Raw genomic sequence first — 25,868 nt, 5'->3', positions numbered from 1 at the left:
ATTACACCGCTGCCTCTTGATGCTCACAGTCACACTGCAAGCGGTTCTTTTGTTGGATAAACTCTTCAAAACTGGCCTCTTGCTGCGCTTCCATTTGTGCTTGAGCAAGCTGAGACTCCGCCGCCAGCTTAATCAGCTTCTCCATTTCTTCCGGGTCAATTTGTCTTCCAACATGCTCCTTCATGTGCACGTTAGAAAGTTGCTGCACAAATGCTGTGTGGCTTAGATGCCCTTTGTTCATATCTGCCAGTACCTTCGCCGATGGCGTGAGATCGCTGTTGCTAAACTTGGCTTTTTCTCGCTCTACGTTCTCTGCGTAAAAATCGGTTGCGAAGGCGCTGTCAAACATATCGGCAACTGGCTTCATTGCCGTCAGCAGCTCCTCACCGAGCTCAGTCAAAGGCAATTCTCCTTGTAAAGTTGGCAGCATTAAGCCCGGCTTACGCCCTTGTGTGGCAACCAGCTCTTGTCTGCGAACGATTAAAGCTCGCTCCTCGTCGGTAATATCCGAACTGGATGCCAGTGCGCTGTAAGTCAGGAACAGATCCAGAAAATGACTTTGCTCCTCACTGATCCCCAGAGGCAGGTAAGGGTTGTTATCAAGACTACGCAGCTCGATGTATTGCACTCCGTGGTGACACATCGCCATTAAGGGACGTTGCTCCTCACTGACGATTTTTGGTCGCACTGAACCATACAGCTCATTCTCAAGCTGCAAGACAGACGCGTTAAGTTGCTTGTCAGCATTAAGGTGCGTGTAACGCTCGCTGGGCTTTGTCAGCGCTCGGCACAAGTCGATTAGATATTCTTGCTTGTTGTTAAAGCTCATCGGGTATGACGACTGCTCACTGCTGCTGTAACCCATATTGCTCAGACGCAGCGAAGTCGCCCAAGGCAGGTAAAATGTGTCATCATCCAGCTTTTCGAGCTCATGCTCATTAGAGGCAATATAGCTGTGATCGACTGCTGGTGAAGCACCAAACAAGTACGGAATCACCCAGCCATGACGGATAACGTTACGAATAAGGTGGAAATAACGCTCTGCGATAAATTCACTCAACGACAAAGGGCTTTGTGTATGGCTGTGCAATGCTTTCCAGAACGATTCCGGAAGCGAAAAGTTGTAATGAATGCCGGAGATCAGCTGCATACGCTTGCCATAACGGTTCGCCAAACCATGGCGATAACGCATTTTGAGCTTACCCGCATTTGAGGTGCCATAGTCAGCAATCGTAATGGCTTCTTCATTCGGCAGTACTGGCGGCATGCTCGCTCCCCACATGGTTTCATTTGATGGCATGTGAGTCGCAACAAAATGATGCAAAGACCCAAGCATTTCAAACGTCGCTTGTCTGTCGTTCATTGCAGGTGTCACCAACTCCAGCTGAGCTTCGGCGAAGTCCGTCGTGATGTACGGATGTATCAGTGCTGAGCCAAGGGGTTTAGGGTGAGGCTGTTCTGAATACAAACCTTGTGAGGTTGTGCGAACTAGCTCTCTTTCGATGCCACGGCGAATATCTATCAGAGAGGTCCTAACATCTTCTTTGTTTAGAAAAGAAATCATGTTGATTTCAGAGTGTTTCACTTCAATATTTTTTACTTCGGTACTTTTCATTTGTTCTCTTCACATAAACTGCTTTGTCTAATGAAGACGAACAAAATGAGAAAAAGACGCAGAAAATCAAAAATAGTGAAAAAAAATGAGCAGCCTGTCTATGCCATACAAACTGCCCACCATGTTTCAATACGGTAAGTTAGTAGCGTGAAGGGATACAATTCGGATCTTTAGGTGTGCAGTCAGTTACTCCATTCCTGCCTATTTCAATATCACAGCACTCCATAATTTGTTCACGAAGCTTAATACGACTGCGCTGAACACGACTTTTTGCTCCCGATAACGATAAGCCTAATCGGTCAGCGATATCTTGCTGAGACATACCTTCTAACTCCGCCATCTGCAAAGGTAAACGATACTTTTCAGGTAGCTCTTCAATCAGCGGCCTGAGCGCTTCCGCCATTTCATGGCGAGCTTTTTCATTTGTCGTCAGTTCTTCTTCGGCGATGTACTCTGGCAGTTCCTCATAAGAAGACCGCCCGCGATAGAAATCCATAATGGTGTTGTGAGCGATACGATACAACCAACCTCTCAAACTCCCTTTCGCTTTGAGTTGATGCAAATTAGTGCTGGCTTTGATGTATACGTCCTGAAGGATGTCGTCCACCGCATCTTTATCATCGACGCGCTTGTTGATGTAGTTACGAAGTTGTGCTTTGTGATTTTGCCATTCGGACAGCATGGTTACAGAACCTCAAATTCATAGAAATGTTGTTGTAAACTTATGAAGACGATAAAACCTGAAAAAAGACGCAAAAAAACTAAAAAAAATTCTTCGCTCTTATTTCGCTATTTTGTGCAACTTTTTTGCATCTTTTCTTTCTCTCCCGCGTCATATTCACATCATCAAAGCCAAATCACCTGCAAGTCATTCACGGTGAACGGCACATTTTTCCAGTCACTTTAGGTGAGCAAACTCCGTTCTCTTAGGTGGCTCAGTAGAATTGATTGAAACATTGGGAGTCTTTCATGAGTTTAATATTAGTTGCATTAAGCATAGTATTTTTGGGTTTTTATTTCATTCTGGCTCGTTTAAAAACGCAGAAGAGAAGCTTTAACTACCGCGTCCTCAGTGCACTAGTGGCCGGTCTTTTGTTTGGTGGCGCAATCCAGTTAGGGCTGGGAACGAGCAGTGAAGTCGGGGGCCGTTTTGCAGAGCTCATTTCGCTCTTCGGTAATGGTTATATCAAGCTACTACAAATGATCGTAATTCCATTGGTGTTTGTAGCTATGACCGCATCCATCATGAACGTGGAAGGCAATGGTGCACTGTCTAAGATCGCTCCAAAGATCATTGGCATACTGATTTTGACCGTCGCCATTTCCGCCGTTATTGGTATTGCCAGCACCTATCTGTTTGATATTGATGCGAACAGACTGGTTAACTTGGTTGGCACAAACAGTGCGATTGAAGCACGTAGTGACAAATTGCTGTCTACTCAGGAATTGATGACAAATAACGGCTTCACCAGTCTAATCCTGTCTGTCATTCCAACCAATATTTTTCAGATGCTGACCGGTGCAGAGAGAACGTCAACTCTGTCTACTGTGCTGTTTGGTATGTTCTTAGGTTACAGTATTCTGCAGGTGAAAAAGCGTAAGCCAGAGAAAGTACAAAGCTTTGTCGATTTCATCAACGCAGCCAAGGAAGTCGTGCTGTCAATGGTACGTGAGATCCTAAAGCTTACCCCTTATGGTGTGTTTGCGCTGATGACCAAGTTCATGATGACCAATGATCTGTTTGCACTGGCAGAAATGGGACGCTTCCTACTGGCAAGCTATGTCGCAATTGGTGTGATGTTTATGATTCACCTTGTTTTGGTTGCCCTGTTTGGCTTATCACCAAAGGTGTTTGCTAAAAAATCATGGCCGGTACTGGTGTTTGGCTTCGGCTCACGTTCCAGTATGGCGGCCATCCCACTGAATGTAGAAACTCAGACTCAACGCCTTGGCGTAGATGAAGAAACCGCGAATATGTCCGCAACTTTCGGTACCAGTATAGGCCAGAACGGTTGTGCAGGTATTTACCCGGCCATGCTGGCGATCATGGCGGCACAAATGATGGGCATTCCGGTTGACATGAGCTTCATCCTTCAATTGATTGCTGTCATTGCTATTGCCTCATTTGGTATTGCTGGCGTTGGTGGCGGCGCAACATTCGCAGCTGTCGCAGTGCTCACCATCATGGGCTTAGACATTACTGTAGTTGCGATTCTGGTTTCTATCGAAGCGTTAATCGATATGGCACGTACAGCGCTCAACATTTCCGGCTCAATGCTCTCCGGCGTTGTCACCGCCAAGCGCAATGACTCGCTGGATATGACGCAATATAACGCGGACGACAGCATGACTAACTCTGAAGACGGCAAAGTCACTGTTTAATCTTCTCTTTATTCACACGAGCACTCGTCTGAGTGCTCTTTACCCATCAGGTAGTAAAAATGAAAGTTGTTATAATAGGTGGCAATGCAGCGGGTATGAGCTTTGCTGCCAAATACAAAAGAAATCAACCAACCGACGAAGTGATTGTGATCGAGAAGCGAAGTTACATCTCTTTCGGTGCCTGTGGCTTGCCTTATTTCGTGGGAGGCAAGTTTGATGACACAGAACGCATGATCTCAAGAACACCAGAACAAGCAAAAGAGTCCGGTTTAGATATTCGCCTGAACACCGAGGTGATTGCGCTTAACCAGGCTGAGAAAACCGTTACGCTGTTGCACGGCAATGTAAAGCAACAGCTGCACTACGACAAACTGATTATCGCTACGGGCGCACGCCCTATCGTGCCAAACTTTGGTGAATACAACACAGAGCATGTCTACACGCTTACCAGTATGGAAGATGGCATCGCAGTGAAAAAAGCTTTGCAAGATATCGATAAACCTCGTGTAGCCATTATCGGCGCAGGCTTTATCGGTTTGGAAGTCTTCGATGCAGCCCATGATTTGGGAAAACAAGTCACCCTTATTGAGCGTGAATCGCACATTATGAGCCGTCAGTTCAGCCCGGAAATGATTCACGAAGTTGAACAGGCGATTCATGAAACTGGTACAAATTTGATGAATAATACTTTGGTAGAGCGCATTGACGATAGCAAGGAAGGCGGTTACATCGTCATGACCGACAAAGGAGACATTGAAGCCGACATCGTGATCTTGGCGCTCGGATTCAGCCCTAATACCGAACTGTTTAATTTGCCAAAAGCCGCCAACGGCGGACTGCTTGTTGATGAGTTTGGCGCTACACAAGATCCGAACATTTATGCTGTTGGTGACTGTGCCGTTGTACACCACTTATCACTGGGAAAAACGGTCTATTTGCCGCTTGCTACCACAGCCAATAAACAGGCTCGAATGATGGCAGATAAGCTGGCAGGGAAAGACTCCTCACTTGATGGCTTCTTAGGCTCAGCATCTTTGAAGGTGCTGGATTATGAATTGGCAAGCACCGGGGTTTCGGAGTGGTTAGCAGACCAGCATCATGTGCCGTTCAAAACCTCGGTGATTAAAGATAAAAACCAGACAGACTATTATCCGGGGCAGGAAGACATCAAAGTAAAATTGGTTTACGACCCGAGCTCAAAAGTCTTACTGGGTGGCGAGATTGTCGGCAAGAAAGGCGCCGTGGGTCGTTTGAATGCCTTAGCCGTTGCCATCACTGCGAAGATGACCACTCAACAGTTGGGATATCTCGACTTTAGCTATGCCCCTCCTTTCGCGAGAACATGGGATACGCTGAACATTGCAGGTAATGTTGCAAAGTAAAGCTTAATATTCAAATTTCCACTCTGCCTTTACTGTCGACGATCAAGTTGTTATCTAATTATCTTCTAAGTAAATACTGGCGCTAATGCGCCAGATTTATTGTTATTCTAAAACCACCTCCTATGGTGGTGATCGTTCCTAGCGCTACGCCGTAAAGGAGCTCATGTTATCTATCTCCTTGATTTGCTGGTAACAAACGAGGATATATTTAACATGAGCAGATACGGTAAAAGCTTGCACTCATTGTATAGATGTCAGTATCACATAGTTTGGACATCCCAATATAGGTTTAAGATCTTAAAAGGGAATGTAGCAAAAGAAGTCTATATATGTTTACTGCAGTATGAAGAAATTTCAAATAGCTCATGTCCATTTAGTTGTTTGAACGCCACCCACAATCAGCATTTCAGAGTTGGTCGGCTTCGTTAAAGGACGGACTTCATTTCGCTTGTTCGTGAAATTTCCTTACATTAGGAAAAACAAGTTGTGGGGAAATCATTTTTGGCAGAGAGGGTATTTTGTTGACTCGGTCGGAGCGAACAAAGTGATAATTCGATGATATGTAAGATATCAAGAGCGTGTGGCAAAGGAAGAAGCCGAGCGTCAGTTACAATTAGGGGTGTAGGATTAACAATAGCCCCCCTTTCAGGGGGCCAATCTAAGCCACTCGCTCTGAAGGTGGATATTTACGAAGAGGGTAATTACTACAATTATTACCTGATTTCCATTTACCACCTGTAGAACTTCATTTCCCCAGATTGATAGCAAGTGTGTGGTTTGCACCATAAGCCTGCATATTTCCCCTTGTTAACGTACATAAATGGCACTATAAGCAGACATAGTCACTTAATTATGTTAATCAATGATATTAATGTAGAGAAGATCGATTCCCCGTTTTTTTGTTGTAATTGCCATGAATTTATCTCATTTATGCCCCAAAATCATTTAGTGTAATAGCTCATTCTTACTCTGTTCATGCGAGTTAGCCTTATTATAAGTTATCCGAAGTCGCGTACGTATCGACTCAGGCAGCTCACAGCTATTTAAGATCTTCTTTTAGCGTGTATACCCCAAGATCAGCTTAACTCGATAGTGACACAAGCATAAACTAATCACATATACACACTTGCACAATTGTGCAAGTGTGTATATGATCGATTCTCTTTTCACTTGCTAGAGATTCCAATTGTGGATGCTAAATTAGTTATTGCGTTAAATGAGTTCTTTTATGTGGCCAAAGGCTTAGTCGTTATCATTGCTATCGTGTCGGTTATAACCGGCATCATGCGAGAATATATTCCGCAAGATAAACTCCAAGCGACACTCACCAAACACGATAAATGGGGAACCTTGCTAGGTGCGTTCTTTGGTATGCTCACTCCATTTTGCAGTGCCGCGGTGGTTCCAGTGACCATGGCGATGGCATCAATGGGAGCGTCACTTGGTACGGTGATGAGTTTCATCATCTCGGCACCATTATGTAACTTCATTGTACTGGCGATGGTTTACGCTGCCTTCGGCTTGAAGATCACCGTGGTTTACTTCTTAGTAACGTTTATTGCTGCTGTACTTGGGGGCTATTTGATTTCTAAATCTCCTTGGAGAAATGAAATCAAACGTGGTGATGAACTCGAAGATACAAAAGGTAAAGGATGCAGCAGTAACACAACCAATACTTGTGGTGGCGCACCATCTTCGCCGTCAAGAATGCGCAATGCGATGGGCGGTGCTTGGTCTTTATTCAAGCGAATCATCCCATACGTATTACTGGGTGCTGCAATAAGCGGGTTCTCCGCAGCTTTCCTGCCAGCCGACTTAGTCGAGAAGTATGTAGGTGGTGCCAGTTTCCAATCGATTGTCGTTGCCTCGCTGATTGGTATCCCACTTTACCTGCGTATCGAGATGGCAATTCCTTTGCTTAACGTATTAATTGCTAAAGGAATGGGCTTAGGTGCAGGATTAGCATTAATTATCGGTGGTACTGGTGCAAGTTTGCCTGAAATCGCGCTAGTATCATCAGTTCTTAAAAGAAAAGCAGTAATAGCGTTTGTGGGAATAGTATTAACAGCGGCCATAACTGGCGGTGCTATCTTCCAATACGTTGTGTAGATGCGTCGCGCCACTCACCTAGGGTGGCGCTATTAGTTGAAAGGGTAAAGCGCCATGATGGATGAAAAATATATTGATTCGCTAAAAGCATTGTCGGAACCAAACAGATTACGGTTGTTCTGGTTATTCCTTCATGTTGACGAATGCATAGCAGTAGCAGAAGCAATGGATATCATTGGTGAAACTCAATACAACGTCTCTCGTAACCTAAAAATGCTGTATAAAGCTGGGCTGCTTAATCACGAAAAGAAGGGCAAGTGGGTGTTCTACACTTTAAAAGAACAAACCACTCCTCACTGCAAAGCTTTGGTCGATTCGGTCAGGTTTTTACCAGAACACGATTTCAAAGAAGTGGTTAAACGTTGCCTAATTCGCTTATCGATGAGAGTCGATGGTGAGTGTGTAGTCGGCCCAGACAGTGAAATATGGCGCAGCATAATTAAGTAATAGTGGCTTTGAGTATGAATACATACAATAAACAAGAACTGGACTCTATTTTAGAACAGCACAAATTGTGGCTGGAAAGCAAAGGTGGCACGCGCGCCGTTTTAGGTAGTGCCGACCTCAGTAACCTTGACCTTCAAGGAGCAGATCTTCGTCGAGCGAACTTAATACGAACCAATTTCAGCAATAGCAATCTATCCGGCGCCGATATGAGTGATGCCGACGCCACATACGCGAACTTCAAGAACGCATGCTTAAACGATGCTATTTTTCGTGATGCTGACTTGCGTAACGCCAATATGAGTTATGCGCAAATGCTCAATGTTGATTTACACCGAGCAGATTTATATCGCACTGATTTTAATAATACTAGTTTGAATGATGGCGTGCTCAATAATCCTAGTTTGAGTCGCACGATAATCAAGTTACGTGATACTAGCAAGCCAAGTTGTTTTACGTCCCAATAAAGCACTCATGGTAGATATATCATCATTTTAGCGGTTGAAGACGATAATACGAAGATAAGTGATCTTTCTACTTTAGTTTGTTCTCATTACGATAAGTAATTCATTTACTGCTAATTTAGTAAAACACCTAAAACGATTCTGTCCAGAGGCGTGTCAGCATGATCGTCGCTGGCACTGTGATCACCAAGCGATTCTGTCGTACTTTAATTACCAAGCGACTTTGTCATTACATTAACTACCGAGGGAGTTTGACGGAACTAAATTGGCGTACCTTTTAAAGTAATCATCGGTTGCTTGGGGATACTCCGTGCTAGTTAATTCGAGATAGCTATCAACGTCACTTTGCCAATCCCCAGTTTCAATCGGCGATAAGTCACTTTGATTATTATCTATAGCGCTAATTTCACCGCCATTATGTGCTTCGTTGGTGGTGTCCATATCCTCAGTAAAAGTGACCCTCGTTTCTGGAACTTCATCCTGAAGACGGTGAGCATATTCTACTAGCTGGGGATGTGCTAGCGTATATAGCCATGCTTGTGTTCTTTTGCCGTCAGTATTACGCATGATGCGTCCAAGAATTTGCCTGAAGTAGAGCTCTGTTTTTACATTACTAAAATGACAACACACACGTAGCCTTGGGATGTCGGTACCTTCACTTACCATACCAACACTTACTATCCACTCATCAGAGCTAGTACGAAACGTATCAATGATGTGCTGAGAATGTTGTTCTTCGTATGTTACTAATTTAGGAGAAATACTGAATTCTATTTTGAGTATGCGACATATCTGTTTTGTATGTTTAACGGATTCGGCAACGATTAAGCCAGCAGCATTTTTATATGTTTTTTGAACTGTATGCAGCTTCTTAAGTGCCTGATTAAACACGTGGTTGATTGCTTTTTCGTTTTTAAGCAAGTTTGAATATGAAGTGCCAGGGGCTTCGATGTATTCTTTGATACTGCAAAAAATTCGGTTTTTCTGATCGCTAGAGACAACTTTGCTATTTTCAAACAAAATAACAGTTGGTACACGGCACACATGGTCGTTGACTGCTTCATTTAGCCCATATACGAAGTCACAGATAATTTGGTCAGTATCATGACTATAAGACGCTAAGCAAATTGGTATGGCGTCTGTACGCCAAGGCGTTCCTGTTAACGCTAGAGTATATGCTGCATGTTCTTGGACGTTTTTTAGAATGACCTGACCCCATGCATTAGCACGTTCAAATGTATCACCGGCGCAATGATGGATTTCGTCTAAAACAACAAGTACCCGAAAATCATGAAATAGCTGCCAGAAGCTGCGATCCAGATGGTTGAGCGAGTGATAAGTTAGCGACTGTCCCTTTGCTCCTAGACGACCATCAAACTTGTTACCCAGTACTCGCTCAAACGTGTCGGTTAATCCGTGGGCAATTGCCTTTGAGGGTGAAAAACAGATCACAAAGTCAACTTGTAAATTGGACAACAACTTTTTTGCTAGTACGGCAGCCATTGTAGACTTTCCTGCCCCTGGAGTTGCTAGACATAGAAAGTGCTTTTGACCTTTTGAATAGTTCTCTAAGGCTAGATCAATACAGCTTGCCTGCCAGTTACGAAGGTTAATCATGAATCGAGATCGCCATTTTGAAAGCACGAATCTCACCAATAAGCTTTGCACTTTGCCGTTCAGTCATTTCTTTAGTTTTAAGTAATGGGCTAGCTAGTTCGGGATACTGTTTGGCCAATGCTGTATATGTCTTTGACTCTTCAATGCAAGAGATGAAATCTTGCTGGGCTCGTTCAAGTTTCTCTTGGGTGCTGATAGTGTTGTGTGCAAACCCCAATTTACTTTTGAGAAATGTGCAGTTCTGGAAAAGATCGGTTTCTGACCATCTGTGCTTGAAGCTTTGTTGATGAAATTAAGCTGTTGAAATCTTGCGAGATGACGGTAGATGTACTGTCTTGCTTCATCTGCAGATAATTCATCACTCAACTCAATAAATCGGTCTCTGAGATTCAATGCTGTAAAATTGTTCATATCATGAACTACAAGCAGTTCATACAGCACAGAGTTGATAGGGACTACTTTATCGGACATTGGCTGTATATCTCTTTTGGTATGAATTGAAAAAATGCGGATTATAGTCCGTAGCTTTGAGTATCGCCACACAGGATAGTCTTTCATTTTGATTGGACGAAAAATGAAAGACTTAGCAGTGATTGTTGGACGAAAGCTACGTGACATGCGAAAGAGTAGGTCTATTTCACAAGACAAACTCGCATTGTTAGCCGATATCGATCGTAGTTATGTTGGTCGTATTGAGCGCGGTGAAGTAAATATAACTTTAGAGAAGTTGTATAAGATTGCTGAAGTACTTGATTGTGAACCAAAAGAGTTACTACCGTAGTTTATTTGCCTGAAATAACGTCCCCCAATAATCATCGATAGGCACATGGTCTTTCTTCAAAAAAGGTAACATCCTTCTAGTGCGTACGCTCGCCCCTTAACTGGCATAAATACTCATACCACATAAACTCAAATATTGTTCATCAATATTGGAGGGGCTATGGATCTGATTTTTTCTACTCAAGAATTTAAAATCCAAGGTGTGAGCTATCCTGACTTTCCAGTATTGGTTAGGAAAGACGGTGATATCTTCGTTGAAGCCCTTGAATTCTTAATTTATTACTGCATTAAACGTGGACGTGTTCAAAGCTACCGAAGTTGGGAAACATTTGGGCGAGATATCTATGATTACTTTGCTTTTCTTGAAGCTAACAACTTAGATTGGAAGAAGATTCAATCCCGACAAGATGAAACATTGCTTGCGATTTATCGTGATGCATCAATGAGTTATTTTAATATCGGTGCAACTACCATCAACCGACGGCTTCGACTAGCCATCCAATTTTATCAATACGCTTATAATCACGGTTGGGTAAAAACATTGCCTTACGAGCTTGAGGCTGTGACAGTCAGAAAACCTAAACAATTCTTAGCTCATACAGACACCAGTGGTGGCCTAAAGGCTAGACCTGATGTGATGCTAAAGCAACCGCGTACAAAAATCAAAGTACTGAATGCAGAGCAGGTAAAATCCCTGTTGAGTGCAATAAATAACAAAACGTTGCTGCTTATGGTTAGGCTTGCTCTTGCCACAGGTCTTCGCAAAGAAGAAATTTTAACTTTTCCCACAAAATATGTGGTTAACCCTCATACCGTGCAATGTAGGAGTCATATTGTTGTGAATCTAACTCCTGGTGAAATAAAAACTAAAGGTAGCGAACCTCGCTCTATTCATGTTCCCGTGTCAGTAATGTCAGCACTTTGGGATTATGTACTGCATGAGCGTCACCAGTTGCTAATAGCTAAAGAAAATCCAACGGATAAGTTGTTCGTTAACCGCTATGGTAAATCTTGGAGCCTTAAGTCCAAAGCGTTTAATAATGAACTGGCTAAACTGAGTTTACCTTATTCAGTGAACCCGCATATGTTGAGGCATACCTATGCTACTCATACGCTCAAGTCATTGAGAACACGTAATGACTTAGCGTTTGACCCGCTTATTTATGTGCGGGACAGGCTCGGGCATAGCAGTATCAGTACTACAGAACGTTATCTTCATTTTCTTCATGAGATTGAGGATGACCTGATAACAGAATACCAGTTAGAAGTTGATGCCATTTGTGATGAGGTGGCTGCATGAGCAAGAAAAAATTTACCGTGCCTGATTCGTCAACAGCATCATCAAGCTCCAAAGGTGAAACAGCCAATGTTCGATCATTGGGTGATATACCAACTGTAACCAAGATTGTTTTTCCCGAAAGTAGATCAAATATCCGTAATTACGATTTTTCGTCTTATTATGGTAAAGGGTTTGATGCGATAACGACTATCTGTCAGTGCACCATCGAAAAATTGTTGGAAGAAAGTATTAGTACAAAACAGGCATCATTATCAATTGCGACAATTGTTGGTTATTGCTCTGGTCTGAAGCATCTTTTTGAATTTTGTATTTTATGGCGATCTGGGCTGGATACTGATATGTGCCCAAAAGACATCAACACATTATTCATTTATAAGTTCATTCATTATATTAAAGGATTTAAAGATAGTCCTGTAAGTCAAAGGGGATACTATACTAGGTGTAAATCAGTTCTTGTCGCCAGTTACAATCAGGGGTATTTATCGGATGTAGATATTAAATCTATATTCCCTCGAAACCCTTTTCCTAATTCGAATAGACAAGCTAAAGGAAAGAGGGCTCTAAGTCCGGAGGAGAAAAAGCGACTGGTTATAGCCCTTAAAAACGAAGTAACTCATATGGTTGCTCATGAAAGAGCACTGACAGGCTATGAGTTAGGTATATGCGTATTAGCTATTGGGATCTCAACTGGTATGAATCCTACACCAGTGCTAACACTTCCGATTGACTGTTTACAGCCGCATCCTATAAAGGCGAATTTGCGGTTGCTGGTTGCATTTAAACGTAGGGGGAATGCTACGCATGTAGTATCGCTTCGACAATCACAAGATGTTGCTTTACTTCGAAGTGTTAATCTCAATGTAGCTAGTATTATTGAATTAACTATTGAGCGGAATGCTATCGTTAGAGCTCGTTGCGATGATAAATCAAGATTGTTAGTTTATGAAGGGAGGAATGGCGAAGCCAAACCACTTAGTAACTCAGATTTAAAAGGCGTTATTACAAAGCTGATTAAAACCCATGACCTCTTGAATGATGATGGTAATCCTATTTCATTGAATATGATGAGGTTGCGAAAAACCTTTGTTAATCGTATTTGGGAGATGTCTGGACAAGACCCTCTAATTGCCGCTAGGCATGGTAAACATACAGAACAAACAGCGAATCGGCATTACTGGGCGCCACCTCCTGAGGCTGAGCGTAATATGCGATTTCTTGGTGAGGTGCGAATTAAAGACTTGCTAGAAGTTAAGGTTAGCCACCTTCCTAAAGTGAATACACCTGTTTCCAGCTGTAAAGATCCTATGAATGGACACCTTGCACCTAAAAACGGCACTGTATGTACAGAGCTGTTGGGTTGCTTTCGATGTAAAAGCTTTGTGGTAACTGAAGACGATTTATATCGTTTGTTCAGTTTTTATTGGGCAGTGGTGCAGGAGCGTGACACCTTTGGAGTAAAGCGCTGGAAAAAGTATTTACGACATATTATACGAATAATTGATAATGAGATAGCCCCTCATTTTGACCAAGAATTAATTGAACATAATCGGCAAAAAGCTAAGAGCTTTCCCCATCCGTTTTGGCGTGATTTGGATATGTTGAGGTTGGCACGATGATAATTTTGCCAGAGGTGTTCTATGCAGATAAACAGCGGCTAAGAGACAGTATAAGTTATGAAAAATCACCTAAAGGTATTATAACTGTAATTAAGTTGGATGATGGTTGTTGCTGTGTCTTATCGCGATATGAGGATGAGGAATGGGTACTGCCCAATCATTGGTTTCCTGAAAGTACCAGGGATAGTCATAAGGTTATAAAATTTGAACGAATTATAGATGGTAATTTAAAGGGTGTTGCTAAAGTTATAGTGGCAAGGCAGCTATGGGGAGAAGATTCAGTTAGTAGGAAAAAACGTGGAAATACTTATTTATATGACTTCAAAAGTTTAGTATGTTTTCTAAACTGGTTATCTTCGAGAAACATTAATCATACATCAAAAATAACCCCAATCATTACACAGCAATACGTGTATTATGTGAAGGCGTTGAAAGCTTGCTCTGGTAAACGTAAAGGTATGTCATTATCAAGTAATTCACAAAATCATAAACTAAACGCTGTAGAAGCATGTTGGAGGTGTTTACGCGGTACAGTATATAGTTTCGAGCATCCTTGGCCAGAATCGAGTGCAGCAGCGATCATCGGTCATAACCCAAACAGCAAAGAAGCTCAAACACTTACTATTCCGGATAGTATATTAGCACCGTTAACTCAATATGCTCAAGAAAAGCTGAAAGAAGCACATAAACTGATAGAACTACAAAATGCAATCTCAAAGCTTGTTCTTCGAGAAGAGTACAAATCTAATCACAATAAATATAAGAGTAAATGCTTAAACTTGCTCGGTTGGGAAGGTAACCTAATAGAATTTAACAAGGCAATTTTTGAACTTCGTGATTGTTGCTTTTTATTAATACTATTGACAACCGGTATGAGAAGCCATGAACTGCTCAACATAAAAAGAGATAAATGGTATAGCGAAGTGAAAGATGGTGAACGCTTTTATTTTATTGGTTCTCGTTCAGATAAAACACATGAAGGAAACACGCATTGGTTATGCCCAGAACTTGCAATTGAATCAGTAAAAATATTAGAACAGTTATCAGCGCCTCTTCAGTTGAAATTGACTAAAGAACTCTATCAAGCACTAGATGATGATCACGTGGAATATATGAGATTAAATAATATATCTGGTTGCTTGGCTATATCAGAGTGTAAGAACAAAAAAAATAAGATTATAGTTATAAGTAATTCAGCTTTAATAAAGACGTTACAAGCTCGAGTTGATAGTTGCGGGCTCGAATGGCACCTAACTCCTCACCAATTTAGACGAACATTCGCTAATTATGTCGTACATCATAAGTTGGGTGACTTGCGTTATCTGCGAGATCATTTCAAGCATTGGAGTCTGGATATGAGTGCTTTATATGCCATGAACAAACAACAAGACTTAGATCTTTACGATGATATATATGCTGCTTTTGATGATGTACGCCAGGGGATAATTGGTCATTGGCTTGAGCCTGATACACCGCTATCTGGTGGTTTGGCAAAAAATATACGTAATCTTCGTGGAAAAAATGAGGATGTTCGTACCTTTAAATCGAGAAAGAATATGATTAAAAATATTTCAGAACATATTTTTTTAAGAGCCACAAGTTTAGCTTGGTGTACTAACGACGATGGAAGTTGTGGAGGTGGGCAGTGCGAGGAGTGTGAACACGGCGTAATTGATGATAAAAAACAAGGGTGGTGGGAAGCGGTTTATGCTCAGCAAATTGAATTGCGCCTCATTGAGGATATTGGTGAGTCAGGTAATCAAACAGTAGAGAGAGCTATACTGCGTTGTGAAAAAGTGTTGGCGGATCTAGGGGCGGATGTCGAGAATATCAAAAGAAAGGTCGTAGCTAATGCCAGAAGAACATAATAATCAACGCCAGCTTACACACGATAAAATACGTAAAGCGATTATAAGGTTAGAGAAGCAACGTCCCAAACACGTTAATGTCGGCAGAAAAATATCGGTTTCATCAGTTGCAGAAGAAGCTGGTGTCAGTCGTGCTTTGATCCATAATGAATACCCTGACTTGCTAGAACGTATACGTGGCAATGCAAATAAAGATATACAGACACAGCGAGATGAGAAACATCAAGCATTGAAGGCAGAACGAGAGAAAAATCGTCAACTCAGAGCGACTATTGCTGAACTTAATCAGAAGCTTCATGTATTAACTTCGAAAAATGCGACGCTTGAATTAGAAAATCGAAGATTAGTGGCGATTATTGATAGTGAAAATGTATCAGTTTTAAGGGGAAAAAAGGATGAAAAAGCATAAAAAGTGTTAGTGATAAAAACTATCGATAAATCAGCCTGTAATAATTGCTAACACTGTTAGTGGTATACTAAAAACATGTCGTTCAATAAAAAAGATCCTGCCGTAAGTGGCTTACATCTAGTTAATGCGAGCAAATAAGTGTGCTCGCATATCGTTAATAGTGTTGTATAAAGTCAACCAGCTTTTAAAGCCAGTAATGTATGCCCTAGACCGATATCATCAGTACGGCTTTCCACAATAAAGCCTGCTTCCGACACGATTTCGAGAAAATCTTCACTACGATAGAAGCGACTGTTACCATTTGCCAAACACGTAAAGTATAACGAGGTTGCGTTTAAACTATACGCTGCAGCATCATAGCGTTGTGCGTCCCAAAACAACTCCAGAATATACACAGTCGCATCCTCAGACATAGCCGCTCTAACCCGACGTAAAATACTGAGAATTTCCATTGGTGAGAAGCAATCTAAAAATTGGCTCATCCACCACACATCCGCCCCTTGGGGTAATGACTGCGTCTTATCCAACATGTTGGTAGGGTAACCGTGAATCCGATCTGCAACCCCTTGCGCTTGTGCATTTTCCATCGCCATCGCAATTTGCTGAGGCAGATCAATAATGGTGACCTCAACATCATCATCATGCTGACAGCACTGCAATGCCCACTTGCCAGTGTTACCGCCGATATCAAACAAACGCTTAGGTTTCGAGGCAAACACGCGTTCAAGCAATATCGGGAAAGAACGGTCAGAATAGAAATGATCGAAGTTAAACCAGCTGGTTTTCGCTTTCTCAGGTAGCTGAGATAACCCTTCGTAAATGGTCGTCCACTCGCCAAGCTCTTTCAGGCCAGCAGGTGTCCCTTCTTCAATCGCTTCGGTTAAATGCATCATCGCTGCATAACAAACATCTGCGGTAAAATCCATATTGGCTCGGGTCATACCATCATTAACTAAGAAATACCCTAAATTGGCCAACACATAATTGGGATGCGACCATGTCACAATATTTGCACTCAATGCCATATCCAATAGCACCTTGACACCATACTCACTAACTTCAGTTTGTGTCGCAATCTCTTCCGCTGGCAAGCCAGCTTTGCCAGCCTGATCCAATACACTCAAAATTCCTAAATCACGCAATGTTCTTGCAGTATGAAATACGATTGGTGCAAATGCCATTTTTTGTGCTTCCGTTTTGGCTTCTAAAGCATTAAACGGATCGTTTTGGTATGAAGTCACAGAAAATCCAGTATTGGCTATAAAAAAGGTTGATATTGTAAGGGGAAAATAAGTTCAGGTGTTGTTCTGGAACAAAAAATACTATGTTCCAGAACACACTATTACCGCACATATAAACACACGGCAAATTTCCTTATCTATAGTCAACAAGCAATATGCTGCATCGACATCAAATAAGAAAAATTACTGCGCAATCATTGCTAGTTCTTTCTTAATATCCACATCTAAGTTGTTCACCCAGCGGTTGTAGTTACGATGTATCTTTCCATCTTCGTACATAAGGTTTTCTGAGCTAACATAGTCAATAGAATATGTTTTGTCGTCGTAGGTAATGTCCACAATGGCTATATGTGACCGAGCCATATATTCAGCACGGATAACACCAGGCTTTGTTTCAGTCATTAGCCAATCACGGCGCTTTCCAGCATCCATAATTGCTTGTTTTACTTGAGTAGTTTGTAGATTATACGCAACTGGAGTATTCTCTACATTTCGTAGGGGTTGTACACGCCCACAGCCAGCCAATGTTACTAACATAGCAGCAATAGCAATACCCTTAAGAAGTTTCATTTTTGCTCCTTATATTATGAAGATGGATAATAATGATCTCGTTACGAAGGTACGGTAGCATAAAAACACTTGCATTCATTACCCTGTTAATTATCTAATGACCACTTTATTTGTTTTGATGATATAACTAACAAGCTATCGAGTATACAATACTGCCAATGAACAGTGTACACTTCAATGTAATTAATTGGTTGGCGCTTTCGCCTGGACTTATCGATTCATCGGCATGGACAACCTGGTCAATCGACCAGCAGTGGCCTGAACACTGCGATCCCGTCCCGGCCACACTAATTCCAGCAATGATGCGTCGCCGCATGAGCTCACTGAGCAAGCTTGCTATGCAGGCTGCTATGTCGTTAGTCGATATACACAGCACCAAAGTTGACTACATCGTATTTGCCAGCCGCCACGGGGAGCTAACACGCACCGTAAAACTAATGCAGGATATTCTGAATGGTGAAGATGCCTCACCAACCGCATTCTCTCAATCCGTACATAATACGGCTTCTGGTCTTTATACCATAGCGACTAAGCAGGCAATTCCGGTAACCTCGTTAGGAGCCTGCGAGAACACCCTCCATGCCGCTCTTATTGAAGCTGCAGTATATTTAGTCGAACACCCTTCCCACACGGTGTTATTAGTTGACTTTGATGAGCCATTACCTGCTCCATATCAGCATTTTGATGCTCCGAACTATAAAAGCTATGCCTTTGGAATGTTACTAACTAGCGGCAATGACGTGGAGCTGGCATGGGAGCCTCAAACGCCATCACCTGACATCTCAAACACTGACCGCAATTTGGTTGATACCAGCAAACATGCATTTCCTCAATCCTTGGACGTACTTGCCCACTTGGCACAGAACGACAGCTCTTGGACTATTGATAGCGCTCGGACGCGTTGGCACTGGAAACGTTAATCAATGGCGATAAAATCACTGTCCCTAGCTCAGCGCATCAATAAACTCTGGCGGATCTTTGCCACGGGCTTTTGCTTCTTCATTTTTGGATTAGGAGCACTCTGCCTAACTTTTATCATCTTCCCGATCATAACGTTACCAACTAAAGATCAACATCAACGCGAGATGCGCGTGCAGTCGATCATTCAAAAAGCATTCAACTTTTTCTCACTCACGATGCGATTTTTTGGTGCTATGGATTACAGTTTTGAAGGGATTGAAAGCCTACAGCAAGATCGTAACTGCCTTGTAATAGCCAACCACCCTAGCTTGATAGACTATGTCCTTATTGCTTCTCGCTTACCGCAATGTGATTGCTTGGTAAAAGCAGCCATTTGGCATAATCCGTTCATGAAAGGTATCGTGAAAGCAGCAGGTTACATCCCGAACCGCAATCCAGAAAGCTTGCTTGAGGATTGCAGCAAACGCTTACAAGACGGCAATGTATTGTTGGTTTTCCCAGAAGGAACACGCACATCACCAACGAAACCATCTAGTCTTCAGCGAGGCGCAGCACAAATTGCGGTGCGTACTAATACAGATTTGAGGTTAATCCATATCACCGTGGAACCTAGCTTTTTAACTAAAGAGAAAAAGTGGTACCAAGTACCCGATACCAAACCCTTTTTTCGAGTATCAGTCAAAGATAAAATAGCAATAGAACCCTTTCTTCAACATGCCGATTCGCCAGCATCTGCCGCTCGTCATCTCAACCGTCATCTTGCCGATGTATTATTCCCATCCATAGATGAAAAAGAAATGATAAAATAACGAACCTTGGTCAGTTAAGGCAAAAGCAAACCGTTATATCAGGCAGCACAAGACTCGTTAAAAGCGAAATATTAGACACAAAACAACACCTTAGACAAATAAGTAGGTCACAGTGGAACAATTACAAACAGAACTTAAAGCGCTAATCATCGAATCGCTTAACCTTGAAGATATTACTGTCGATGATATCGACACCGATGCACCACTGTTCGGCGACGGCCTGGGCTTAGATTCAATAGATGCGCTAGAGCTAGGCTTAGCCATCAAGAAAAGCTACAACATTGTGATCGATGCTGATGACACCAACACGCGCGAACACTTCGCGTCAGTTGCGAATCTCGCAAATTATATTTCTCAAAGCAAAGCATAATATCACTTATGCCCTGCAACCTGATCCAGCAGGGTAGTAACCATCGAAAGCGTAACCATTATGACAGAAGTAAACCGTAGTGAAGTGTTTAACCAAGTGCGTGATGCCTTGGTGGAATTATTTGAAATTGATGCCGATGACATTAAACCTGAAGCGCAACTCTATCAGGAGCTGGATCTTGACAGCATTGATGCCGTAGATTTGGTAGTGCACCTGCAAAACTTGACCAACAAAAAAATCAAACCTGAGGAGTTCAAAACAGTGCGGACCGTCGATGATATCGTCGATGCCGTTGTTGAACTATTGAAGGAAAACTAATGCGCTGGCTGACCACATTGTCAGCGATAGCGTTATTGGCATATCCGCTAGCAGTATACTTCGGGCTTAGTCATGGGGGATTAGGCTTTGTAGCGGGAGTGCTAGCGGTATTGTTTTTTCTACGTATTGTCGCCGGAAGCCAAACTCAATTACAGGAATTGAGATATATCGCTTGGTTAAGCGGTGGGGCAGGTATCACGCTAGCCTTACTTGGCAGCGTATTCAAACAAGAAGGGTGGTTCACCTTTTATCCGGTGATCGTCAATATCCTCATGCTCGGGTTGTTCAGCGCTAGCCTGTTTCAAAAACAAACCTTGATTGAACGCTTGGCGCGCCTGCAAGAACCAGATCTCCCAAGCAGTGGCGTACGCTATACCCGCACGGTCACCAAAGTATGGTGTGGCTTTTTTGTGATTAACGGTGGTATCGCATTAACAACATGCTATATGCCACTCGCTATGTGGACCTTATATAACGGCCTAATTAGCTACCTATTAGCTGGTGGGCTATTTGCTGCTGAATGGATAGCGCGTCGTCATGTCCGTCATCAACAAGAAAAATAATACGTAATGGAAACAGTAAGAATGAACATCCCGTCTCTCGCAACCTTAATGAGTCAACCACACGAAGACACACATATTGTTGCGATTTCTGCTACAGAAACGTTAGATTGGGCACAATTTCGTACTGATGTCAGTGTACTCTCTCAAGCGCTGCAACACAGTGAACACCAGCGATGGGCTCTGTGTTTTGAGGACAGCTACTTCTTCGCCGTTGCGTTTTTAGCTGCTGCTCACGCAGGCCGCCACCTGATCTTACCTGGTAACCATCAACCTGCTGCACTAGCCGAATTAGCACCACATTATGATGCTATCTTGCACGATGATATTGCCAGCATGACCAGTGATTCTATGGTGGGTTGTTTAGCATCGGGGCTGGCTCAGCAAGCGGTTACTGGGCATTCTAACATTATCCAATCAACGGTAAAATCAGATGCTTTTAAGCGGCTTACTTTATCAGACATACCATTGACCTTGTTCACATCAGGTTCAAATGGTCCCCCGAAAGCTATTGAGAAAACTCTTGCACTTTTAGATGCCGAATTAGCCCAGTTAGAAGCAATCTGGGGCGAGCAACTAATCAATGCAACCATCTCAAGTACAGTATCACACCAACATATTTATGGCTTACTGTTCCGTATTTTGTGGCCACTGTGTGCTGGCCGTGCATTTGAGCGCCATGATTTAATTTACCCAGAACAAGTAATGACTCATGCCAATGAAGAAACTGTCTTAATTAGCAGCCCTGCTTTATTGAAGCGCTTGACTGAAGAGTCGCCAACACAACCTTACCGTGCCATCTTTTCGTCAGGAGGCCCATTACCACTGGCTGCTGCTCGACAAAGCCACACTTTATTTGAGCAACTCCCGTTTGAAGTATTTGGCAGTACTGAAACAGGGGGCATCGGTTATCGCCAACAAATCGTCGAAAGCACGCCTTGGCAACTCTTCCCCGCGCTATCCATGAAGCTCAATGCCGAAGGTTGCCTACGCGTACTGTCACCATTTATTAATACCAAGCAGTGGTACCAAACCAGCGACCAATGCCAATGTTTAACTGAAAATACTTTCATGCTGAAAGGCCGGGCTGATCGCATTGTTAAAATTGAAGAGAAACGTATTTCGCTCACCGACGTTGAACATCGTTTATGCCAGCTAGCATGGATTGAGGAAGCAGCTGTTTTGCCGTTGGAAGAAACTCAACGCCTAAGTCTGGTCGCGGTCATAACTTTGACACCAAGTGGCCACGAACTCATGGCAGAGATTGGCAAAGGGAAGTTCTGGTTGATGTTACGCCAATCGTTACGTCGATGGATAGAGCCTGTCGGTGTTCCCCGCCGTTATCGTACGGTTGATGAAATACCGCTTAACAGCCAAGGAAAACGCTTAGTGCGCGATTTAGAACAATTGTTTACAGGCTGATAAGACGTGTTGTTAACTATGCAATCACTAGTTTTGCCTCAACACTCGAGCACACTTGCTTCAATGAATGACTTTCACTACTGACACGAAGACCATAATGACAAAACGTAAGCCAACCATTACTGCTCAACACTGCAACGCCTCTCGGGCGGAACTGGTGTTACACGTCGATGCTGATATTTTGGATTTCCAGGGACACTTTCCGCAACATCCCCTTTTACCTGGTGTAACCCAAATTGATTGGGCCACATATTATGGCCACAAACTACTGAATGCTTACCCGCATTTTGCAGGCATGGAAGTGATTAAATTCCAAGAGCCAATCTTACCCGGCAGTAACGTTACCCTCACACTTGAATGGTTTGCTGATAAGCAGAAACTACATTTCACTTATACCTCATCCAAAGGTACCCACTCCTCTGGCCGTATAAAACTGGGGGCTACCGTATGAGTACGTTCCGTCCTTGTTTTCTGATCCCATGCTATAACCATGGTAAGACAGTACCTGACATCTTAGATGCACTAACCCCGTATGGTTTCCCGATTATCATCATCGATGATGGCAGTGGGCCTGAAACACAGGCCATCCTACATGCGCAAACTACCCGTAAAAACGTGATGCTCATAACACTGGGTAGTAACCAAGGCAAAGGCGGTGCGGTCACGGCAGGTTTATACGAAGCGTTCAAACACAGTTTCAGCCATGCCATCCAAATTGATGCCGATGGACAACACAATTTGGATGCCTTGCCAACGCTGATTACCGAATCGGAAACGCACCTTACATCATTAATTTCCGGCCAACCGGTATACGATGACACCGTCCCCAAAGCCCGTTTGTACGGCCGCTATGCTACCCACATCTGGGTGTGGGTAGAAACATTATCCTTTGCCATCAAAGACAGTATGTGTGGCTTTCGCGCCTACCCCATCGGCCCTACGATAAAAGTGCTAGAACGTAATAACGTCGGTAAACGTATGGATTTCGATACCGAAATTATGGTACGCATGTATTGGGATGGTTGTGATGTTCGTTTCATTGATACCAAGGTGATTTACCCGGAAGGCGGTATTTCACATTTCGATGCACTATGGGACAACGTCAAGATCAGCACCATGCATACCCGGCTCTTTTTTGGCATGCTGCCTCGCATTCCGAAACTTCTCAAGCGCCAACAGGCCCAACAGCAACATTGGTCATCCCATGCTGAGCGTGGCACTATCCTTGGTATCAAAGCCTTGCTCAGCATTTATTCATTGTTGGGGCGTCGAGCATTTAATCTAATCCTAAAAGGCGTGATGGCCTATTATTACCTCACAGGTAAATCAGCCCGCCGAGCTTCAGAAAGTTACTTGTCACGCCTGCAAGCTCATGCCATTCAATATAATCAGGTCTTACCGCCTAAGCTCACCAGTTACAACCATTTGCTTTCTTTTGGTCATACTATGCTTGATAAGCTGGCGGCATGGCGCGGCGATTTCTCAGCCGAAAATTTAACGATTCATGGCCTCGAGCATTTTGATCACATTGTGAAGCAACAGCGCGGGGTGGTCATTTTAGGGTCGCATTTAGGCAACCTAGAGCTTTGTCGTGCTCTAAGTCGACGCCATACGCATATCAAAATCAATGCGTTGGTCTTTACCAAACACGCTGAACGCTTCAATACCGTAATGAAAGCCGTTAACCCGAAATCCGATCTGAACCTGATCCAAGTCAGCGAGTTAGGGCCAGATACCGCGATTTTACTACAACAAAAAATCGAACAGGGCGAATGGATTGTTATTGTCGGCGACCGCACTTCTATTACCAAAGAACAACGTGTGGTGTGGGCCGATTTTCTCGGAAAACCTGCCCCCTTTCCTCAAGGTCCATTCATGCTAGCCACAGTATTAAAAACACCGGTTTACTTGATGTTTGGGCTACGAGACGACACACAAACATCACCGCATTTTGATGTGTATTTCGAACCCTTTAGTGAACAAATCAAACTGCCCAGAGGGAAACGCGAAGAGGCACTCACCCAAGTTGTTAGCCAGTACGCAAACCGTCTCGAACATTACACGATGAAGGCGCCTCTGCAATGGTACAACTTTTTTAATTTCTGGCAGTTAAGTGGAAATCATAATGAAAAATAACACACAGCAACCCGTTACTTTTGGTGCAGAGCGCCTCACAATCGAAGACGTAATGGCGATTGCCAACGGCGCACCAGCCGCCATGAACAACACGCCAGAATACGCCGCCAAGATCGATCGTGGTGTGGCATTTCTAGAACGCCTGCTTAAAGAAGAAGGGGTGATTTACGGAGTCACAACCGGCTATGGCGACTCCTGTACTGTAGCGATTCCACCAAACCTGGTCGATGAATTGCCCTTGCACTTGACCCGTTTTCACGGTTGTGGGTTGGGTGATAACCTCGACCATCAGCAAGCCCGAGCTGTACTGGCAACGCGTTTGTGTTCCTTGTCGCAAGGAGTATCGGGAGTCAGTCATGACTTGCTGAATCAATTAGTAACTCTGATCAACCATGACATTTCGCCGCGTATTCCACAGGAAGGGTCAGTAGGCGCAAGTGGTGATTTAACCCCGCTATCTTACGTCGCAGCGGCCTTAATTGGCGAGCGTGAAGTGATTTACAAAGGTGAAGTTCGCCCAACTGCCGAGGTCTTTGAAGAATTGGGGATACCCCCAATCAAACTCAAACCAAAAGAAGGCTTGGCATTAATGAACGGCACTTCAGTAATGACAGCATTGGCTTGTATTGCTTACAAACGAGCAGAATACCTTGCGCAACTGGCCACACGTATAACCGCGATGGTATCTGTTGGCATGCACGGTAACGACTTCCACTTTGACGAAGCATTATTCGCGGTAAAGCCACACCCTGGTCAACAACAGATTGCCAGCTGGTTACGTTCTGACCTACAAGCCAATCGTCCGCCTCGCAACAGTGACCGTCTGCAAGATCGCTACTCGTTACGTTGCGCTCCTCATGTAATTGGCGTACTGCAAGATAGCCTGCCTTGGCTACGCCAGATGATCGAAAATGAGCTTAACAGCGCCAACGATAACCCAATCATCGACGGCGATAACGAGCGTGTCCTGCACGGTGGTCACTTCTATGGTGGCCACATTGCGATGGCTATGGATACCTTGAAAACCGCCGTGGCCAACATTGCTGACCTGTTGGATCGCCAAATGGCCCAGTTAATGGACTACAAGTTTAATAATGGTTTACCGTTTAACTTAACCGGCGCCGAAGGTGATCGTAAGCCGATTAACCATGGCTTCAAAGCGGTACAAATTGGTGTATCTGCCTGGACAGCGGAAGCGCTGAAAAATACCATGCCTGCCAGCGTGTTCTCTCGCTCGACCGAATGTCATAACCAAGACAAAGTCAGTATGGGCACCATAGCTTCACGCGATTGCTTACGCGTATTGCAATTGACAGAGCAAGTAACGGCAGCCTCATTATTAGCGGCCACTCAAGCCCTAGAGATCCGTAAACGCCATAACGAGTTGGATGCCAGTCACTTCAGTCCGGCATTGAGAACCATGACAGATGCAGTACTCAGCGACTTTAGCCCAGTGATAGAAGATCGTCCGCTAGAAGGGGATCTACGCAACTTCGTTGAGAAGATTCAACAGCAGCACTGGGCGCTGTACTGAT

Annotated in this window: 26 protein-coding genes and 1 pseudogene; 20 read left to right on the top strand and 7 right to left on the bottom strand. The window is 43.5% G+C overall.

Annotated elements, in window-relative coordinates; genetic code table 11:
* Position 1: 1 nt before the first annotated feature.
* Together gshA and sigZ are read right to left on the bottom strand one after the other, a co-directional pair.
* A complete protein-coding gene (gene gshA, locus L4D19_RS04010) occupies positions 2 to 1,615 on the bottom strand; it encodes a glutamate--cysteine ligase (RefSeq protein WP_428451308.1) in 1,614 nt (537 codons plus the stop codon).
* 139 nt (positions 1,616 to 1,754) lie between these two features.
* Positions 1,755 to 2,297, bottom strand: a complete 543-nt coding sequence (sigZ, locus tag L4D19_RS04005; protein ID WP_428451307.1) for an RNA polymerase sigma factor SigZ — start codon at positions 2,295 to 2,297, stop codon at positions 1,755 to 1,757.
* A gap of 287 nt (positions 2,298 to 2,584) precedes the next feature.
* On the opposite strand from sigZ, the gene L4D19_RS04000 reads away from it, so the two are divergent.
* The 6 genes and pseudogenes from L4D19_RS04000 to L4D19_RS03975 all read left to right on the top strand — a co-directional run bounded on the left by L4D19_RS04000 (position 2,585) and on the right by L4D19_RS03975 (position 8,399).
* Positions 2,585 to 3,997: a cation:dicarboxylate symporter family transporter gene (locus L4D19_RS04000; RefSeq protein ID WP_428451306.1), complete on the top strand. Its 1,413-nt coding sequence runs from the start codon at positions 2,585 to 2,587 to the stop codon at positions 3,995 to 3,997.
* A gap of 59 nt (positions 3,998 to 4,056) precedes the next feature.
* Complete coding sequence (locus L4D19_RS03995) at positions 4,057 to 5,379, top strand: CoA-disulfide reductase (RefSeq protein ID WP_428451305.1); 1,323 nt, start codon at positions 4,057 to 4,059, stop codon at positions 5,377 to 5,379.
* Between the two features lie 213 nt (positions 5,380 to 5,592).
* Positions 5,593 to 6,004: pseudogene (tnpA, locus tag L4D19_RS03990) on the top strand (IS200/IS605 family transposase).
* Positions 6,005 to 6,567: 563 nt separating this feature from the next.
* Positions 6,568 to 7,488 (top strand): permease, encoded by a 921-nt coding sequence (locus L4D19_RS03985; RefSeq protein ID WP_428451304.1) that lies wholly within the window; start codon positions 6,568 to 6,570, stop codon positions 7,486 to 7,488.
* A 54-nt stretch (positions 7,489 to 7,542) separates the two neighbouring features.
* Entirely contained in the window at positions 7,543 to 7,935 is a 393-nt protein-coding gene (locus L4D19_RS03980; protein ID WP_428451303.1) for an ArsR/SmtB family transcription factor, read from the top strand.
* 14 nt (positions 7,936 to 7,949) lie between these two features.
* The gene (locus L4D19_RS03975) at positions 7,950 to 8,399 is read left to right on the top strand and encodes a pentapeptide repeat-containing protein (protein WP_428451302.1); all 450 of its coding nucleotides are present in this window, start codon (positions 7,950 to 7,952) and stop codon (positions 8,397 to 8,399) included.
* 231 nt (positions 8,400 to 8,630) lie between these two features.
* On the opposite strand, the gene L4D19_RS03970 is transcribed toward L4D19_RS03975, so the two are convergent.
* The 3 genes from L4D19_RS03970 to L4D19_RS03965 are packed head-to-tail and all read right to left on the bottom strand — an operon-like array spanning position 8,631 to position 10,484.
* A complete protein-coding gene (locus L4D19_RS03970) occupies positions 8,631 to 10,013 on the bottom strand; it encodes a DEAD/DEAH box helicase (protein WP_428451301.1) in 1,383 nt (460 codons plus the stop codon).
* Complete coding sequence (locus L4D19_RS30430) at positions 10,006 to 10,158, bottom strand: hypothetical protein (RefSeq protein WP_489685909.1); 153 nt, start codon at positions 10,156 to 10,158, stop codon at positions 10,006 to 10,008. The genes L4D19_RS03970 and L4D19_RS30430 overlap by 8 nt, the downstream gene beginning before the upstream one ends.
* Entirely contained in the window at positions 10,107 to 10,484 is a 378-nt protein-coding gene (locus L4D19_RS03965; RefSeq protein WP_428451300.1) for a hypothetical protein, read from the bottom strand. Before L4D19_RS03965 ends, L4D19_RS30430 begins: the two co-directional genes overlap by 52 nt.
* Before the next feature lie 103 nt (positions 10,485 to 10,587).
* Between L4D19_RS03965 and L4D19_RS03960 the strand changes: the two genes are divergently transcribed.
* The 5 genes from L4D19_RS03960 (at position 10,588) to L4D19_RS03940 (ending at position 15,986) form a co-directional block, all read left to right on the top strand.
* Positions 10,588 to 10,794: a helix-turn-helix domain-containing protein gene (locus L4D19_RS03960; RefSeq protein WP_428451299.1), complete on the top strand. Its 207-nt coding sequence runs from the start codon at positions 10,588 to 10,590 to the stop codon at positions 10,792 to 10,794.
* 159 nt (positions 10,795 to 10,953) lie between these two features.
* The gene (locus L4D19_RS03955; RefSeq protein ID WP_428451298.1) at positions 10,954 to 12,093 is read left to right on the top strand and encodes a tyrosine-type recombinase/integrase; all 1,140 of its coding nucleotides are present in this window, start codon (positions 10,954 to 10,956) and stop codon (positions 12,091 to 12,093) included.
* Entirely contained in the window at positions 12,090 to 13,709 is a 1,620-nt protein-coding gene (locus tag L4D19_RS03950) for a phage integrase SAM-like domain-containing protein (RefSeq protein WP_428451297.1), read from the top strand. Before L4D19_RS03955 ends, L4D19_RS03950 begins: the two co-directional genes overlap by 4 nt.
* Positions 13,706 to 15,577: a tyrosine-type recombinase/integrase gene (locus tag L4D19_RS03945; RefSeq protein ID WP_428451296.1), complete on the top strand. Its 1,872-nt coding sequence runs from the start codon at positions 13,706 to 13,708 to the stop codon at positions 15,575 to 15,577. Before L4D19_RS03950 ends, L4D19_RS03945 begins: the two co-directional genes overlap by 4 nt.
* Positions 15,561 to 15,986, top strand: coding sequence for a TetR family transcriptional regulator (locus L4D19_RS03940; RefSeq protein ID WP_428451295.1), 426 nt, complete (start codon positions 15,561 to 15,563; stop codon positions 15,984 to 15,986). The genes L4D19_RS03945 and L4D19_RS03940 overlap by 17 nt, the downstream gene beginning before the upstream one ends.
* Before the next feature lie 173 nt (positions 15,987 to 16,159).
* Here the strand turns inward: L4D19_RS03940 and L4D19_RS03935 are convergent, their stop codons facing one another.
* Complete coding sequence (locus L4D19_RS03935; protein WP_428451402.1) at positions 16,160 to 17,167, bottom strand: methyltransferase; 1,008 nt, start codon at positions 17,165 to 17,167, stop codon at positions 16,160 to 16,162.
* Positions 17,168 to 17,410: 243 nt separating this feature from the next.
* Positions 17,411 to 17,797: a lipoprotein gene (locus L4D19_RS03930; RefSeq protein ID WP_428451294.1), complete on the bottom strand. Its 387-nt coding sequence runs from the start codon at positions 17,795 to 17,797 to the stop codon at positions 17,411 to 17,413.
* Positions 17,798 to 17,955: 158 nt separating this feature from the next.
* Here L4D19_RS03930 and L4D19_RS03925 point away from each other — a divergent pair, with 158 nt between their 5' ends.
* The 9 genes from L4D19_RS03925 (at position 17,956) to L4D19_RS03885 (ending at position 25,867) form a co-directional block, all read left to right on the top strand.
* A complete protein-coding gene (locus L4D19_RS03925) occupies positions 17,956 to 18,717 on the top strand; it encodes a beta-ketoacyl synthase chain length factor (protein WP_428451293.1) in 762 nt (253 codons plus the stop codon).
* A 3-nt stretch (positions 18,718 to 18,720) separates the two neighbouring features.
* Positions 18,721 to 19,527: a lysophospholipid acyltransferase family protein gene (locus L4D19_RS03920; protein ID WP_428451292.1), complete on the top strand. Its 807-nt coding sequence runs from the start codon at positions 18,721 to 18,723 to the stop codon at positions 19,525 to 19,527.
* 112 nt (positions 19,528 to 19,639) lie between these two features.
* Complete coding sequence (locus L4D19_RS03915) at positions 19,640 to 19,897, top strand: phosphopantetheine-binding protein (protein ID WP_428451291.1); 258 nt, start codon at positions 19,640 to 19,642, stop codon at positions 19,895 to 19,897.
* A gap of 60 nt (positions 19,898 to 19,957) precedes the next feature.
* On the top strand, positions 19,958 to 20,215 hold the full coding sequence (locus L4D19_RS03910) for an acyl carrier protein (protein ID WP_428451290.1): 258 nt from the start codon (positions 19,958 to 19,960) through the stop codon (positions 20,213 to 20,215).
* Complete coding sequence (locus tag L4D19_RS03905; protein WP_428451289.1) at positions 20,215 to 20,778, top strand: COG4648 family protein; 564 nt, start codon at positions 20,215 to 20,217, stop codon at positions 20,776 to 20,778. Before L4D19_RS03910 ends, L4D19_RS03905 begins: the two co-directional genes overlap by 1 nt.
* Before the next feature lie 21 nt (positions 20,779 to 20,799).
* Positions 20,800 to 22,197, top strand: coding sequence for an AMP-binding protein (locus tag L4D19_RS03900; protein WP_428451288.1), 1,398 nt, complete (start codon positions 20,800 to 20,802; stop codon positions 22,195 to 22,197).
* A gap of 97 nt (positions 22,198 to 22,294) precedes the next feature.
* A complete protein-coding gene (locus L4D19_RS03895) occupies positions 22,295 to 22,648 on the top strand; it encodes an ApeI family dehydratase (protein WP_428451287.1) in 354 nt (117 codons plus the stop codon).
* Positions 22,645 to 24,333 (top strand): glycosyltransferase family 2 protein, encoded by a 1,689-nt coding sequence (locus L4D19_RS03890; RefSeq protein ID WP_428451286.1) that lies wholly within the window; start codon positions 22,645 to 22,647, stop codon positions 24,331 to 24,333. Before L4D19_RS03895 ends, L4D19_RS03890 begins: the two co-directional genes overlap by 4 nt.
* Positions 24,323 to 25,867, top strand: a complete 1,545-nt coding sequence (locus tag L4D19_RS03885) for an HAL/PAL/TAL family ammonia-lyase (protein ID WP_428451285.1) — start codon at positions 24,323 to 24,325, stop codon at positions 25,865 to 25,867. The genes L4D19_RS03890 and L4D19_RS03885 overlap by 11 nt, the downstream gene beginning before the upstream one ends.
* Position 25,868 lies beyond the last annotated feature (1 nt).

Origin of the sequence: Photobacterium kasasachensis, assembly GCF_050336885.1 — a bacterium.
Taxonomy (GTDB): Bacteria; Pseudomonadota; Gammaproteobacteria; order Enterobacterales; family Vibrionaceae; genus Photobacterium; species Photobacterium kasasachensis.
This window is presented reverse-complemented; position numbering and strand designations above follow the sequence as displayed.